This is a genomic window from Cryobacterium sp. Hh7 (genome assembly GCF_004403155.1).
Lineage (GTDB): Bacteria > Actinomycetota > Actinomycetes > Actinomycetales > Microbacteriaceae > Cryobacterium > Cryobacterium levicorallinum.
Map to the genome: position 1 here is coordinate 88058 of NZ_SOHG01000012.1, position 15499 is coordinate 103556.

Genomic DNA, 15499 nt, shown 5'->3' on the forward strand with positions numbered 1-15499 from the left:
CCCCCCGTCAGCACAACCGAGACAATGAGGCTATGAGCACCATATTTCCCCGAGTGGCGAAGAAAACTCTCGGCTACAACGTGAGCCAGGTCGATACTTTTCTGGCCGCGGCCCGACGCGCCTACGATCGGCACGACCTGACCGACAATGAAACGGATGTCGACACCGGCGTCGTCGAGTCCGGCTTCGAATCAGTGGACGAGATCGCCGTCCGCAATGGCGCTGACCGCCACGGGAGCCCGGCATCGGGCACCGGCCCGAAGGGGACCGAGGCCATCCACTCCATCGTCGCGGACAAGGGAGCCGCTGAAGCCGAGCGAACCGGCGCGACCTTGACAGCCGAAGCCATTCGACACACCGCCTTCGCCATGCACAAGGGCGGATATTCGCCGGAACATGTGGACGCGGCACTGGAGCGGCTCGAGGACGCCTTTGCCGCCCGGGAACGCGATCACGCCACGCGCACCGGGGGAGAGCAGGCCTGGATGGTCGACGCCGAGAATGCGGCCACGGTGCTTGTTGCCCGACTCAGCCGTGCGCCCGGGCACCGGTTCACCCGTACCAGTGTGCTCGCAGTCGGCTACAAACGGGTCGATGTCGATCGGTTCGCAAACAAACTGGTGAAGTATTTTCTGGACGGTAGTGAGCTTACCGTCGACGAAGTACGAACCGCCGTTTTTCGCCCTGAACGGGGCGGATACCGCGAAGGCCAGGTCGATCTGGTGCTCGACAGCGTCGTCGACGTGATGCTGGCGGTACGTTGATTTGGTGAACGTTATCTGGCCGTTACCAAAGATGTGGGCTAGGGTCATCTAGTAATGGGTAGGCATCTGCAACTAATCGAGTCCGTCCCGGCCAAGGCGCGGCCGCCGGTTCGTCGAACTCGGCGTCGGGCCAAGCCGACTCACTTTCTGTTCGGATTCACCGCCGCCTTCGCGTTCGTGCTCGTGACCGTCGTCGATCCCTACTCGGGTGCCACTGCATCCCCCTACTTTCAACTCGCCGGCAGCACCACCGACGAGGGGCCGGCCCAGGCCGTGCTCGTGGCCGGCAGCTACACCAATACCATCACTCGCGACGGCTTTACCGTCACCGAGAAGCCCAAACCGGTTCCGGTGGTCGTCGCCGTGGAAAAGAAGCGAAGCGTCACCGCCCCGTCCGCCGCTGTGCCGGATCGCGGCTCGGCTCAGGCTTACGCCTACGACGCTGTCGCGGGTCGCGGCTGGGGCGAAGACCAGTACAACTGCCTGGTCTCGCTGTGGCAGAAGGAATCAGGCTGGCGCGTGAACGCCGAGAACAGTTCGAGCGGCGCCTACGGCATCCCGCAGGCGCTTCCCGGCTCCAAAATGGCCACGGCCGGTGACGACTGGGCGACCAACGCCGGAACACAGATCGAATGGGGCCTCAGCTATATAACCGGCCGCTACGGCACCCCGTGCGGTGCGTGGGGCAAGTCTCAGGCTTCCGGCTGGTATTAGCCCCAACCCTTCTGATTTATGGCGTCGTCGGGCAGCAACCTAGACTGTTGTGATGGCGCGCAGCAATCGACCCCGAGGCCGCAAGAGCGCTCCGCGAGACGATGGCGAAGGCGCTGACCTGAACGACCTGCTGGCGGGCTGGCGCCGCAGCGAGGTGCGCCGCGACGGACTGTGGCACGTTCAACCGGTGCCGGCCAAGCACGCTGCGAAGACCTATCTGTGTCCCGGCTGCACCCTCGACATCGTGCCCGGTACGGCGCACATGGTCGCCTGGCGCGGAGACGGAGTGCTCGGCGATGCGGCCGACCTGGCCAACCGGCGGCACTGGCACACTCACTGTTGGAGAATCAAATGACCGAGGAGACGTCCGTGACCCTACCGGTCGACATTCGTGGCGGCATCGAACTGCCCGCCAGCATCGAGCACATTGAACTGAAAACCAGCGATGGCCTCACCCTGGTGGGGGAGTTGGCGACCCCGATCGGGCGCACGCCGGTGGCGACGCTCGTGACGCTGCATCCGCTGCCCACGGCCGGTGGATTCATGGACTCGCACATTCTGCGCAAGGCGGCCAACCGCCTGCCGGCGATGGCCGATCTGGCCGTACTGCGCTTCAACACCCGCGGGACCTCGTCGCCGCGCGGCACCAGTGGCGGTGACTTCGGGGAGGGCATCACCGAACGCGCCGACGTGGCCGCGGCGATGGCCTTCGTCGCCGAACGCCAGCTGCCCAATCCGTGGCTGGTCGGCTGGTCCTTCGGCACTGAGCTCGCCCTCAAGTATGGGCTGGAGCACCCGATCCGCGGCGCCATTCTGCTGTCACCGCCGCTGCACCGCACGACGAAGGCCGAACTGGCCGCGTGGGCCGGGAATGAGCGGCAGCTGGTCGCAGTCATTCCCGAATTCGACGATTACCTGCGACCGGATGCTGCTCGCTTGCGGTTCGCGAGTGTGCCCAGCCTTCGGTTCGTCGCCGTCGAGGGCGGCAAACACCTCTGGGTCGGTGAAAAACTGACCCGGCGGGTTCTCACCGAGATCGTCGCCACCGTCAACCCCGCCGCGCTGCCTCTACCCATCGAATGGACGGACGGCCTGCGCGACCCGTCCTAAGCCGGTTGTAGCAGCTAGAGCTCGTTCTGGCGGGGGATGACGACCTGCTTGACGATCATGATGACCGACGCGGCGACCGGGATGGCGATCAGCGCGCCGAGAATGCCGAGCAGGTTGCCGCCGGCCAGGGCCGCAATCACCACGACAGCGCCCGGAACCGACACAGCGCGGCTCATGATGTTTGGGCTGAGAACGTATGCTTCCACCTGCATATAGATGAGGTAGTAGATGGCGGCGGCCAGCGCGGTCTGGGGTGAGCTGCCGATCTCGGGAATCAAACAGGTCAGCACGATGATGACCGAACCCGAGATGGTACCGACGAGCGGAACGAGCGAGAGCAGAAAAGCGATGAAGGCGAGCAACGCCGGGAACGGTGCGCCGATGATCGAGAGAAAGATGAAGCTCAGCACGCCGTTCACCGAGGCGAGCGCGGCCTGTCCAACGATGTAGCGGCCGACGGCCGTGGTGATCTGCTCACTGATATCGGTGAACCGCTCCCGCTTTGACGCGGGAACCAGCTGGTAGGTGGCACGCTTCATGCTGTTGAGGGAGGCGGTGAAGTACAGCGTGAGAATGAGAATGATGAGGGCACCGAACAGGCCACCGACAAACGCGAGGCCCGACTGAACGATCGTGGTCGTGATGTTGGTGAGGTTGCCGCCCAGAGAATCGGTGACGGTCTTGGTGATCCCAGTGATGTCGAGGCCGGGAAACTGCTCTTGCAGATCACTCAGAAACGTTGAACTGTTCACCGCCTTGACCAGATCCGGAATGAGCTGGGACAGCTTGGAGACCTGGTCGACGATGATCGGAGCGATTGCGAACACGACACCGGTGAGCACACCGAGCACGGCGGCGACCACGGTCAGAATGGCCGCCCAGCGGGGAAACCGCTTCTTCTCCAACCAGGAGACGGCCGGGTCGAGGCCGAGCGCAATGAACAGCGCGGCTCCCACGTAGATGATGATCGTCTGCAGGGTGATCACCGAAGTGATGATCAACAAGCCGAGGCCTACGCCCAAGGTGCCGACGAGTCCGAACCGAAACGCATTCTGAATTTTCACGGGTCGTCTCCAGGAGTAGGGAATTACTCGGCTGCGACCCGTTCGGCCTGGGTCAAAACGCTGCGCAGGCTTTCAAAGTACCCCGCTACGGCATCGCGCTCAATTCTAATCTGCGCCATGCGATCTTCGGCGTCAGCGACCAGGGCACGCGACCGTGTCGTCGCGTCCTCGACGAGGGCCGAAGCGCTGGTCTGGGCGTCGTGCAGAATGCGCGCGGCAGTCTCGTTGGCGTGGTCCTTGTTGGCCTTGGCTTCCGCCCGGGCTCCCGTGTCCAGCTGCTCGTTGAGCGCACGCAGTTCAAGCGTACGCTCAGTGGTCTCGGCGAGCTGCCCGGCGGCATCCGTCTGGAATTTCTGCGCCAGTGCCACCGCCTCCTGGTGCGAGGTGAGGTGTTCCTGCTCTGCTTCGTCGCGGCGGGCTTTCAGCTCGACATCGAAGTCGGCTCGGGCCTGGTCGATTTCTCTGGCCAGCTGGGCGGCCTCGTGCTGGCCGGTCTTCCGGGTCGCGGCGAGCTCGGTTTGTACGTCGATGCGGGCCTGCTCGGCCTCGGCCTCGGCCTCGAGGCGGGCTTGCTGGTTGTCCCTGGTCAGGTCGGCGCCGGCCTGTTCCACGTCGGCGGTCAGGGCGGCACGTGCCTGCTCGATCTCGCGATCGGCCGTGACGCGCTTGCGCTCGAGGTCGCGGGCGAGGTCAGTCTGGGCCTGCGCGCTTTCGACCTCGGCGACTGCGCGGGCCTGCTCGATCTCGCGGGCCACGTCGATGCGGCCCTGTTCCACCTCGGCGGCGAGCAGGGTGCGTGCCTGCTCGGCTTCGTGTGCGCGGCGCAGGCGGGCTTCTTCGGTGTCGCGCGCGAGATCCACACGAGCTTGGTCGGTTTCGGCAGCCAGTGTTACGCGGGCCTGGTCGGTTTCCTGTTTGAGGGTCGCGCGCTGCTGGTCGAGTTCCAGCGCTACTTCGGCGCGAATAAGTTCTGTTTCGCGCGTCAGGCCGGCCGCTTCTTCGCGAGCCTCGGTGGCCTCACGCTGCGCGACGACGCGCACCTCGGCGGCTTCGCGATCCGCTTCAGAACGGATGGCTGACACCTCACGTTTCACTGTGGCTCGGGCCTCGGCCGCCTCGGTGGCGACAGAGCCGCGAATCAGAGAGGCGTCCCGGGCAGCGTCCTGCATGACCCTGGCCTGCTCGTCCTGGGTGCGTGCGCGTAAATCATCCGTTTCAATGCGAGCATCGTCGAGCAGTCGGCGAGCTTTGACGGCGGCGTCGGAAAGGGTGCGCTCGGCCTGTTCAGTGGAATTCCGTCGCAGCTGCTCGACCTCGTCGCTGGTCGTGGCGCGCAGTTTCTCCGCGTCGATATCGGCCTGGGCGATGACGCGGGTGGACTGTTCCTCCGCGACGCGAAGGGTGTTTTCCAACTTCGTGCCCAGACCGGAGAACGTGGGACTGCCGACCTCTTCGATCTCGGCGGTGAGGTCATCGATGCGGGCGGCCAATCGTTTGACCTCGCGGCCGGCCTCAGCATTTTGGGTATTGGCCTGGATGAGTTGTCGGCGCAGGGATTGAACAGCCTTGGCGACCTCATCCTTGTCGTAGCCACGAAAGACCTGGGTGAAATCGGCGTCGTCGTCAGACACTTGTACTCCTTACACGCGGGGCCCGGCCCCTCAATGGATCGTGCATTACGGGGCACCCTACTAATTTTAGTGTGTTGGTGCCCCGTACGGTACGCGCCGGCTGACAAATGGAGGCTGGACGGCTGTTAGGTTCCTTTCAGGCGAACGGAGTAACGTTGAAAATCGTGTCTGAGGACTTTCAGTCACGTGGTTCAGCCAAAGTGACTGAACAGTACCAACCAGCTGAATTGCTGAAGGGTGATACGTGCGTTTTGTTCTAGCCATCGTGGCATTCGTGCTTGCCGCCGTGATGATCGTGCTCGGCATCGCGCAGCGAACTATCCTGCTCGAACCGGCCTTCAGCTCACTAACCTCGACCGCCACCGGCGAGACTTTGTACACCGTGATCGACCCGAGCGCCCTCGCGGCCTCCCCGGGGAGCCAGACGATCAACGTACGCGGCGAGGGACCCATCTTTTTGGCCTACGGGCGATCCGAAGACGTGGCCGCCTGGATCGGTGATGATGCCTATGCCACCGTGGCACTGAGCGAAAAAACGGGCGAACTGACCTCAACTGTCACTGCTGCCGTAGAACCCGACACGGACGACGACAGCTCGGATGAGCCGGTTGCCGCCGATGCTGCCGAGCCCCTGATCGTCAATCCGGCCGGTTCCGACCTGTGGCTCGAGGAGATCAGCGACACGGATTCGTTGACGACCACGCAGACCCTCCCGGAGGGCATCTCGGTGCTCGTTGCTTCGGACGGGGTCGAACCGGCGCCCGCGAACATCCGTTTGTCGTGGGCATCGGATAATTCCACCCCGTGGGCCGGCCCGCTGCTTGCCGGCGGCGCTCTGTTGCTGCTGTTCGGACTCGTGTTGTACCTGCTGGCCCTGTTGCACCTGCGCCGGTCCCGGCGACCGCGCCGCAACGTTCCGCGCGGACCGCGCCTGCCGCGGCTGCCGCGCGCACCCCGGCCGAAGGCCATCAAGGCCAGTCAGATCACCTCGTCGCGCCGCGGTATCGCCCGTCGCACAGCGATCCTGCCGATGATTTTGGTGTCCGGTCTCGCTCTGAGCGGATGCTCGGCCGATCTTTGGCCGGATTTCAGCGCAACGACGACGGAAACGGCGACCCCGACCCCGACTCCGGTGTCTACCGACTCGGTTGAAGCGGCCGCCGAGCTGGCACCGCCGGCCGTCACAGTCCCGCAGCTTGAAATCATCATGGGCGAGATTTCGCTCCTGACAGCGGATGCCGATGCGACCCTCAACGCGGACACTCTCGCGACCCGGTTCACCGGACCCGCGCTGGAACAGCGCTTGGCCAACTACGCGATTCGGGCGGTCGACGCGACAGTGCCGCCACTGCTGGCCTTGCCGGGAGCCCCACTCACCTTCACGCTGCCGCAGCAGACGAATTCCTGGCCGCGAGTGGTGATGACGGTGATTCAGAACGAAACGGATGCCGAGATTCCACCGACCGCAATTATTCTGCAGCAGGAATCACCGCGGGCGAATTACCTCATCGAGTACGCCTTCCAGCTTGAGCCGGCTGCGCGAGTGCCCGAAGTTGCTCCGGCCCTGATCGGGGCGCCGGCGATCGCGCCCGACAACAAACTCCTGCTCTTGCCGCCGAACGAATTGGCCGCGGCCTACGCCGATGTGCTGCTGCAGGGCGCTGCGAGCCCGTCCGTCGACCTGTTCGAAGACGAAGTGGATGCCTTCCGCGCCCAGTTTGACGCCAGTCGCGCCGACCGGCAGGCGACCCTGCCCGCCACCGCATCGATCGAATTCGGCACGGCGGCGGGGGACGGCAGCACTGTCGCCCTGGCCACCAACGACTCGGGCAGCATCGTGGCGGTCAGCGTCAACGAGACCGAGATCGTCAAACCGATCAATGACGGTGCCACGGTCAGCCCGAGCGGGGCCGCCAGCAAAGCACTGTCGGGAATCTCGTCGTCGTCGAAGGGCATTCTCAACACCTACAGTGACCAGCTGTTGTTCTACGTGCCGACGGCCGGATCGAGCGAAAAAATCATCCTCCTGGGCTTTGCCCAGGGCCTCACCCAATCTGCGGAGCTTCCATGACCAACCTGCCCCCGTCCGGATCCAACCTGCGCGGAGCGGTTGACCTTTCCTCTCTCGTCAACCGTGGCCAGGCGGCAGCGCCCGCGACACCCGGTGCCGCGGCGGCACCAGCGGCTGCTGGCGCGCCCGCCGGTGTCGTGCCGGTGCCGAGCCTCGTGCTCGACGGCACCGACGCGAACTTCGGTGAGCTGCTCGAGCTGTCCTCGCGCGTTCCGGTTATCGTCGGTCTTTGGGCCTCGCGGAGCGAACCGTCCACGGCGCTGATGACCGTGCTGGAGAAGCTGATCACCGATCTGGCCGGCCGGTTCGTACTGGCCCGCGTCGACATCGACGCCAACCCCCAACTCGCCCAGGCGTTTCAGGCCCAGTCGGTGCCCACGGTCGCCGCCGTCATCACCGGCCAGCCGGTACAGCTGTTCAACGGCCCGCTGGCCGAGGAGCAGATCAGCGACGTGCTCGGCCGCGTGCTCGAACTCGCTGCCCAGCAGGGCGTGACCGGCACGGCCGAGGCGCCGGCCGCCGCCGCCGCCGCAGACGGAGAACCGGCCGAGGTCGTCGAAGAGCCCCTGCCGCCGCACCACCTCGAGGCCTATGCCGCGATCGAGGCCGGCGATTATGCGACCGCGCAGAGCGAATACCGCACGGCGATCGCCCAGAACCCGAATGACACCATGGCCGTCGCCGGCCTTGCCCAGGTCAGCCTGCTGGCCCGCCTGCAGGGCAAAACGATCGACCAGATTCGGAACGGTGCCGCTTCTTCTCCCGACGATCTCGACGCGCAGCTGCTGGTCGCCGACCTCGACCTGTCCGGTGGGCACATCGAGGACGCCTTTGACCGACTGCTGAGCCTGTTTCCGGCCCAGCCAGCCCCCGGCCGCAACGCTATTCGCGAGCGCATCCTCGAACTGTTCGAGGTCATCGGCCAGGACGACCCCCGGGTCCCGCCGACTCGCTCTCGGCTGACCGCCCTGCTCTACTAGCGTCCTGCGGCGGAAGCCTGTCGTTTCACGGATTCGGGGACCTGTTTCAGATTAAGGACCTGACGATCGCGGCGACTGCTGCACGAACGGATGCCGCAGCCTCGGCCGCCGCCGACGTCTGAGTCGAAGGCACCGGTCACCTGCTGCGCGAAGCAGGTGACCGGCTGCCGGTCGGACGCGTCGAAACCGCCTTTGACACCAACGCGGGTGGCTTGCGAAACCTGGCCATCCCCCGTTGGTCGAGCCTACCGAGACCCCCAGGGATCAACGATGGCATCTTGCGAAACCCGGCGACTTCCGTTGGTCGATCCCGACGAGACCGCTGTGGACTGACCGGAGTGGTCTGGAGATCCCGGCCATTTGTCGTTGGTCGAGCTTGCCGAGACCGCTGTGGACTGGCCGGAGTGGTCTGGAGAACCCGGCCATTTGTCGTTGGTCGAGCTTGCCGAGACCGCCATCGACCAGCGCGAGCCGTCTCGAGAACGCGCGGTCTGCCCGAATGCATATTCGCACAGACATCCAAATATATCTGAGAAACCCTCGACTCTGGCGCATGGTTTTGGTACACTTGTTCTATGAGCCAGAGCGGCGAGACTCCACAGCCGGGCCGTGTCGATCCGTTCTTCGCGGCTCACGGCTACCCGCCGTCCACACTCGAAGAGCGCGCCGAGTTCGAGGTGTTCTGGGCGCAGTGTCAGGATGATTGGCGGCTCCAACTGGCCGAGGGGCTCGGAGACTGCGCCCCATATGAAGACCTCGACCTGGAACTGGTCAACCCGGCATCGGTGAGCCCGACACCAGTGAGCCCGACACCAGTGAGCCCGGCACCGGTGAGTCTGGCGGCTGACCGCCCGGAGTTGATTGACGGCCCGCCCATTCCGGCCGACCTCGATCTGACCGAGGTATTCGCTGCGGTGCCGCCCGAGCACCTCTTCGATGAGGACCTCCGCGAGGAGTTCCTGTATACCAATTACCTCGCGGACAACTACCTCCCGGTCGATTTCATCCCGGACGGATGCACCGCTGACGAATGCACCACTGACGGATGCACCGCTGACGAGCGTCACACTGACCCTGCCGACGCTGACCGTGGCGAGGCTGACCCGGCTGAGGCTGACCCGGCTGACGCTGACCCGGCTGACGCTGACCCGGCTGACGCTGACCCGGACCAACCCGGTCTGGACCCTGGTAGTCCCGCGGACGTGCTGAGTCCGTTTCAGCGGCACCAGGCGCAGTTCGTCGACCGGGTGCTCTACCTCGAGAAGGTCATCGCTTGGGCGCAGGCGAGTAAGGCTGAGGTCTTGACGGAGGCGTGGGATTACACCACTAACAGTGCTGAGACCGGCCGTCCGCAGGCCGGTCCGCAGCATGAGTACGACTGGGATGCGACCTTCGCCGCTCAGCAGGGCCTGGTCGCTGAAATGGCCTGTGCGCTGCGCATCCCGGCCGGCACAGCGTCCGGCCTGCTGCGGGAGAGGCGGGTGCTGGTCGAATCCCGCCCGCAGACCCTCGACGCCCTCCGCACCGGGGAGATCTCCCTCCGGCACGCCCGCCAGGTGCTCGACCAGCTCGATTCCGTCTCCGAGCCCGCCCGGGCCGAGTTGGAGGCGGTGTTGCTGCCGCACGCGAAACGCCTCACTCCGGCGCAGTTCGATGGCAAGGCTCGCAAGCTCCGCGAGCGGTTCCACCCCGACAGCATCACCGTTCGCCGCACCCGGTGTCTGGCCGACCGCCGGGTGCAGTTCTTCCCGGATAAGGACGGCATGGCCACCCTCTGGCTGCGCGCGGCCGGCGACGACCTGCAAGGCGTCTATACCCGGGTCACCGATGCGGCGATCAGTCTGCAGGGCCCCGACGAGCCCCGCACCCTCAGCCAACTCCGCGCCGACGTCGCCATCGACCTGCTCCAGCAGGGCGTCACCGGCACCGGCCTCGGCGCCGGCCTCACCGCCAACGTCAACATCACCGTCCCCGTCCTCACCCTGATGGGTCAGAGCGAGGAACCCGCCGACCTCGAAGGCTACGGCCCGATCGATCCGGAGACGGCCCGCAAGCTCGCTGGGACGGCGACGAGTTTCCTGCGCGTCCTCACCCACCCGCACACCGGCATCGTCCTCGACGTCAGCTCCACCCCGTTCCGCGTGCCCGCCGCGCTGAAGAAATACCTCCGCCTACGCGATGGAACCTGCCGGTTCCCCGGCTGCAACCGCTCCGCCGGCCACTCCGACCTCGACCACACCATCGATAAACAATTCGGCGGCCCCACCACCGCCACCAACCTCCACTTCCTCTCGCCCGCCCACCACAACCTGAAGCACTTCTCCGATTGGAAAGCCGTCGCCGACCCCGACGGCACCGTCCACTGGACCAGCCCCGCCGGCAAGCACTACGCCACCGACCCCGCCACCCGCATCAACCCACCGCAACAACAACAGGCAGCACCACAGGCATCATCCCCACTCGAACCACCAGCCCCACCACCGCCCGACCCGCCCGCACCGCTGCCGCCAGCCGAACCGATCAGCGATCCGTGGAATAGCGACTGGAACGGCAGCTGGAACACCGCGCGGGACACCGACCCCACCGAGCCCCCACCGTTCTAGGGTCGACGGACAGGCTGAACACCACCGATTCTCAATGAATGCTGCGTCGCCAGATTGCTGTCGTTGGGCGCAGCCCCCAGCAATGGAGGGTCGGGGAGTTAGCGGCGGAGGCGCAGCCAAAGACCGGCCAGGGGAGGCAGGGTCAGGGTCGCGGAGGCGGGGCGACCGGCCCAGGGCTCGTTGTAGGCCTCGACGCTGCCCTGGTTACCCACCCCGGAACCACCGAAGTCGCCGGCATCCGTGTTGAGAATCTCCTCCCACGCTCCGGCGAATGGCAGCCCCACCCGGTAGTCCGTGTGCGGCTGCCCGGCGAAGTTGAAGAAGCACGCGACCGGAATGCCGTGGTTGTCCCAACGCAGGAACGACACGATGTTTTGGCTCGCGGCACCGCCGTCGAGCAGCTCAAAACCACCCGGGTCGTTGTCGCGGCTCCACAGACTCGCGTTGTCGCGGTAGACCCGGTTGAGCTGACCGACCAGGTTGAACAGGCCGCGGTGCGCCGGCTGGTCGAGCATCCACCAGTCCAGGCCGCGCTCCTCGCTCCACTCCGACCGCTGTCCGAACTCGCTGCCCATGAACAACAGCTGCTTGCCCGGGTGCGCCCACATGAACGAGAGGTAGGCGCGCACGTTGGCAAGCTGCTGCCAGGAGTCGCCGGGCATCTTCGACACCAGGGCGCCCTTGCCGTGCACGACCTCGTCGTGGCTGATCGGCAGCAGAAAATTCTCGCTGAACGCGTAGATGAACGAGAACGTGATGTCGTTGTGGTGGTACGAGCGGTACATCGGGTCGACCTGCATGTACTCGAGCGAGTCGTGCATCCAGCCCATGTTCCACTTGAACCCGAAGCCGAGCCCGCCGCCGCTGGTCGGCGCCGTGACCCCGCCCCAGTTGGTGGATTCCTCAGCGATCATGATGGTGCCGGGGTTGCGTTTGTAGGCGGTCGCGGTGATCTCCTGCAGCAGGCTGATCGCCTCGAGGTTCTCGTTGCCGCCATACTGGTTCGGCTCCCACTGGCCGTCTTCGCGCGAATAGTCGAGGTAGAGCATCGAGGCGACCGCGTCGACGCGCAGGGCATCAATATGGAATTCCTCGAGCCAGTACAGGGCATTGGCGACGAGGAAGTTGCGCACCTGCATCTGACCGAAGTCGAAGATGTACGTTCCCCAGTCCAGCTGTTCACCGCGGCGCGGGTCCGGGTGCTCATACAGGGCCTGACCGTCAAAGCGGGCGAGGGCGAAGTCGTCTTTGGGAAAGTGGCCGGGCACCCAGTCCATGATCACGCCGATGCCGGCCTGGTGCAGCCGGTCGATCAGGTAGCGCAGGTCGTCTGGCGAGCCGAACCGGCTGGTCGGCGCGTAATAGCCGCTGACCTGATAGCCCCACGATCCGCCAAACGGATGCTCAGCCAGGGGCATAAATTCCACGTGCGTGAAGCTGAGTTCGTTCAGGTACCCGACCAGCTCGTCGGCGAGTTCCCGGTAACCGAGCCCGGGTCGCCAGGAGCCCACGTGCATCTCGTAGATGCTCATGGCCTGGTTGTGCGGATCGGTGGCGCTACGGTTGGCGAGCCATTCGGTATCCGCCCATTCGTAGTTCGACGCGGTAACGACCGACGCCGTCTGCGGTGGAACTTCGGCGAGGCGGGCCATCGGGTCGGCCTTATCGATCCAGGCGCCGGACTGCGCGAGCAGCTGGAACTTGTAGTTGGTGCCGAGCGCCAGGCCCGGAATGAACAGTTCCCACACGCCGGTGCTGCCCATGTTGCGCATGGCGTGGGTAGAGCCGCTCCACCCGTTGAAGTCACCGATGACCCGCGCGGCCTGCGCGTGCGGCGCCCAGACGGCAAACGAGGTACCGGTCGAACTGGCCGTAACGCCCTGGTGCTGACGGTGGTGTGCTCCCAGCACGTCCCATAGGCGTTCGTGGCGGCCCTCGCCGATCAGGTGCAGGTCGAGTTCGCCGAGGGTCGGAATGAAGCGGTAGGGGTCGTCGCAGATCCACGGTGGCGCCGACTCATAGCGGGCTTCGATCGTATAGTCGCTGAGCCCGTCGGTGCTTTCGCCCTGCCAGATGCCGTGCGCGAGGTGGGCCAGCTCAACGTGCGACCCGTTGGCGAGAATCGCGAACACCTCGGTGGCGAGCGGACGTAGCGCCCGGATGGAGACGCGCGGGTCGGACACACCGGTCTGGTGGGCGAGGTGCTGGCCGAGGATTTCGTGCGGGTTGTAGTACCGGCCGGCGGCGACGGCCTCGAGCACGTGCTCGGGTATGGTCGCGGGTTCGATCGGGCCCGAGTTCTTCTGGACTGTGCTGGGCCCGGATTTCGGGGACTGTGCCTTCTTGCCGTCGATTTTCTTTGCCTGACCCTTCGTATCCGTGGACTCGTGCTTCTGGTGTTTCTTGTGTTTCTTGTCTTTTTCTTTGTGACCGCTCATGCTGGGGCCGAAGTGTGCGGTGTGACGTGCAGAATATGCACCGGCTCTGTGAAGGCGTCGAGTCGCACGAAGTTGTCGGCCGCCCAGGTCCAGGTGGCTCCGGAGACTAGATCGTGCACGTCGAAGTTGTCACCGCGGACAATGCCGAACCGGGTGACGTCGAGGTGCACGATCGTTTCGCGCACCGAGTGCGGGTCGACGTTGGCGACGATGATGAGAGCATCCGCTTGGCCGGTGCCGGTGAACGCGGCGTCGAGGTACTTGCTGTAGACCAGAATCGAGTCGTCGTCACTGGCGTGGATGTCGAGGTTGCGCAGTTGCGCGAGCGCCGGATGCTCGGCCCGAATGCGGTTGAGCAGGGTGAGGTAGGGCGCGAGGGACTTGCCGAGTTCCTCGGCCTTGCTCCAGTCGCGCGGCCGATACTCGTACTTCTCGTTGTCGATGCTCTCTTCGGCGCCGGGCCGGGCGACGTTCTCGAACAGGTCAAAACCCGCGTAGACGCCCCAGCTAGGCGCTGCCGTAGCGGCGAGGGCCGCGCGAATCTTGAACGCGGCCGGGCCGCCGAACTGCAGGTACTCGGTGAGAATATCCGGCGTGTTCACGAACAGGTTGGGGCGCAGAAAATCGGCCGTGTCATTGGCGAGGCCGTCGAAGAATTCCTCGAGCTCAGTCTTCGTGTTGCGCCAGGTGAAGTAGGTGTACGACTGCTGGAAGCCGACCTTGCCGAGCGCCTGCATGAGCGCCGGGCGGGTGAACGCCTCGGCCAGGAAAACCACGTCGGGGTCGGTCTGATTGACTTCGGCGATCAGCCACTCCCAGAAGTCCAGCGGCTTGGTGTGGGGGTTATCGACCCGAAAGATGCGCACGCCGAGGCTGATCCAGTAGCGGAGCAGGCGCAGCGCCTCGAGCCGGATGCCGGCCGGATCGTTGTCAAAATTGATCGGGTAGATGTCCTGGTATTTTTTCGGCGGGTTCTCGGCGTAGGCGATGGAGCCGTCGGGCAGGGTCGTGAACCACTCAGGGTGCTGCTGCACCCAGGGATGGTCGGGGGAGGCCTGCAGGGCAAAATCGAGGGCGATCTCAATGCCGAGGTCCGCCGCTTTTTTCAGAAAGGACTTGAAGTCGGCGACGGTGCCGAGATCGGGGTGGATGGCATCGTGGCCCCCGTCGGCCGAGCCGATCGCCCACGGCGAGCCAGGATCACCGGGGGCGACTGTGAGTGAGTTGTTTGGACCCTTGCGGAAGGCCTGCCCGATCGGGTGGATCGGCGGCAGATACAGCACGTTGAACCCCATCGCCGCGACGGCGGGCAGGCGTTTCGCGGCGGTGGGGAACGTTCCGCTCTTCCAGCTGCCATCTTTTTGCCGAACGGCGCCCTCCGAGCGCGGGAAGAACTCGTACCACGAGCCCACCCCAGCCCTGGCACGTTCGACGATGATGGTGCGTTCGGCCGAGAGCGAAGCCAGCCCGGCGAGGGGGTGAGCGGCGATGGCTTGCCGCAGCGCAGCATCCGCGACCGCGAGTAGTCGTGCTGCGGCCGGCTTGCTGGTGTCGGCGAGGGCGGTCGCTGCGGCCTGAAACAGGCGGCGGGCCGCCATCGGGCGATTCTGGTCGATGCCGGCCTGCTGCAGCAGCGCGCCGCCGATGCTGAACATGAGTTCCACGTCGATGCCGGCCGGAACCTTGATCTGCGCATTGTGTTCCCAGGTGGCGAACTCGTCGGCATAAGCACGCACCCGATACCTCCAGTGGCCGGCGACGCCGAGGAGCACCTGCACGCCGTAGCGGTCGGTCCCCTCGCCCTGCAGCAGCATGGGATGCCGGGTTTCGCTGCCGTCGGGCGCCGTGAGCTGCAGGTCGACGCCGATCAGGTCGTGGCCCTCACGAAAAGCGGTCGCGCCAAATGGGACGACCTCGCCGGCGAAGGCGCGGGCCGGCCATTGGTTGTCGTTCAGCTGAGGCGAGAGATCGAGAACGGGGATACGGCCAATGGCTGCGCCGGAGGCACCGCTAGCCTCTTGTGGAGACGCACCGGCCGGGGCGCTGCTCGATGCTGTCGGCAGGGTCGTCTTTTTTGCTGCTGTCTTGGCCACAGAATGACCGTAGCGTGAAAGCGTGGCAATC

At 65.4% G+C, this 15499-nt stretch carries 11 protein-coding genes; 7 read left to right on the forward strand and 4 right to left on the reverse strand.

The features are described 5' to 3' along the window. Nucleotides 1–32 precede the first annotated feature (32 nt). Genes E3T43_RS01830 through E3T43_RS01845 form a run of 4 tightly spaced genes read left to right on the forward strand, consistent with a single transcriptional unit; the run spans nucleotide 33 to nucleotide 2588 of the window. Nucleotides 33–764, forward strand: a complete 732-nt coding sequence (locus E3T43_RS01830; RefSeq protein ID WP_134471112.1) for a DivIVA domain-containing protein — start codon at nucleotides 33–35, stop codon at nucleotides 762–764. Between the two features lie 54 nt (nucleotides 765–818). Further along, the gene (locus tag E3T43_RS01835) at nucleotides 819–1478 is read left to right on the forward strand and encodes a lytic transglycosylase domain-containing protein (protein WP_134471113.1); all 660 of its coding nucleotides are present in this window, start codon (nucleotides 819–821) and stop codon (nucleotides 1476–1478) included. Between the two features lie 52 nt (nucleotides 1479–1530). Continuing rightward, nucleotides 1531–1833: a hypothetical protein gene (locus E3T43_RS01840; protein WP_174844302.1), complete on the forward strand. Its 303-nt coding sequence runs from the start codon at nucleotides 1531–1533 to the stop codon at nucleotides 1831–1833. Further along, nucleotides 1830–2588, forward strand: coding sequence for an alpha/beta hydrolase (locus tag E3T43_RS01845; protein ID WP_134471114.1), 759 nt, complete (start codon nucleotides 1830–1832; stop codon nucleotides 2586–2588). The genes E3T43_RS01840 and E3T43_RS01845 overlap by 4 nt, the downstream gene beginning before the upstream one ends. A 14-nt stretch (nucleotides 2589–2602) precedes the next feature. Here E3T43_RS01845 and E3T43_RS01850 read toward each other — a convergent pair whose 3' ends face one another. Beyond that, a complete protein-coding gene (locus tag E3T43_RS01850; protein WP_134442795.1) occupies nucleotides 2603–3652 on the reverse strand; it encodes an AI-2E family transporter in 1050 nt (349 codons plus the stop codon). A gap of 23 nt (nucleotides 3653–3675) precedes the next feature. Further along, nucleotides 3676–5283 carry a hypothetical protein gene (locus tag E3T43_RS01855; protein ID WP_134471115.1) on the reverse strand — a complete coding sequence of 536 codons (1608 nt, stop codon included), beginning with the start codon at nucleotides 5281–5283 and terminating at the stop codon, nucleotides 3676–3678. Between the two features lie 244 nt (nucleotides 5284–5527). On the opposite strand from E3T43_RS01855, the gene E3T43_RS01860 reads away from it, so the two are divergent. The 3 genes from E3T43_RS01860 (at nucleotide 5528) to E3T43_RS01870 (ending at nucleotide 10937) form a co-directional block, all read left to right on the forward strand. Beyond that, a complete protein-coding gene (locus tag E3T43_RS01860; protein ID WP_134471116.1) occupies nucleotides 5528–7354 on the forward strand; it encodes a hypothetical protein in 1827 nt (608 codons plus the stop codon). Then, nucleotides 7351–8334 carry a tetratricopeptide repeat protein gene (locus E3T43_RS01865; RefSeq protein ID WP_134471117.1) on the forward strand — a complete coding sequence of 328 codons (984 nt, stop codon included), beginning with the start codon at nucleotides 7351–7353 and terminating at the stop codon, nucleotides 8332–8334. The genes E3T43_RS01860 and E3T43_RS01865 overlap by 4 nt, the downstream gene beginning before the upstream one ends. Nucleotides 8335–8909: 575 nt before the next feature. Next, entirely contained in the window at nucleotides 8910–10937 is a 2028-nt protein-coding gene (locus E3T43_RS01870; protein WP_134471118.1) for an HNH endonuclease signature motif containing protein, read from the forward strand. 98 nt (nucleotides 10938–11035) lie between these two features. Here the strand turns inward: E3T43_RS01870 and glgB are convergent, their stop codons facing one another. Beyond that, nucleotides 11036–13375, reverse strand: a complete 2340-nt coding sequence (gene glgB / locus E3T43_RS01875) for a 1,4-alpha-glucan branching protein GlgB (RefSeq protein ID WP_134471119.1) — start codon at nucleotides 13373–13375, stop codon at nucleotides 11036–11038. Beyond that, complete coding sequence (locus tag E3T43_RS01880) at nucleotides 13372–15468, reverse strand: alpha-1,4-glucan--maltose-1-phosphate maltosyltransferase (protein WP_370449860.1); 2097 nt, start codon at nucleotides 15466–15468, stop codon at nucleotides 13372–13374. The genes glgB and E3T43_RS01880 overlap by 4 nt, the downstream gene beginning before the upstream one ends. Nucleotides 15469–15499: the final 31 nt, after the last annotated feature.

Excerpts from the sequence above, each read along its gene's own strand:
- E3T43_RS01830 (WP_134471112.1), top strand. The coding sequence starts at position 33 with ATGAGCACCATATTTCCCCGAGTGGCGAAGAAAACTCTCGGCTACAAC.
- E3T43_RS01835 (WP_134471113.1), top strand. The coding sequence starts at position 819 with ATGGGTAGGCATCTGCAACTAATCGAGTCCGTCCCGGCCAAGGCGCGG.
- E3T43_RS01840 (WP_174844302.1), top strand. The coding sequence starts at position 1,531 with ATGGCGCGCAGCAATCGACCCCGAGGCCGCAAGAGCGCTCCGCGAGAC.
- E3T43_RS01845 (WP_134471114.1), top strand. The coding sequence starts at position 1,830 with ATGACCGAGGAGACGTCCGTGACCCTACCGGTCGACATTCGTGGCGGC.
- E3T43_RS01865 (WP_134471117.1), top strand. The coding sequence starts at position 7,351 with ATGACCAACCTGCCCCCGTCCGGATCCAACCTGCGCGGAGCGGTTGAC.
- E3T43_RS01870 (WP_134471118.1), top strand. The coding sequence starts at position 8,910 with ATGAGCCAGAGCGGCGAGACTCCACAGCCGGGCCGTGTCGATCCGTTC.
- glgB (WP_134471119.1), bottom strand. The coding sequence starts at position 13,375 with ATGAGCGGTCACAAAGAAAAAGACAAGAAACACAAGAAACACCAGAAG.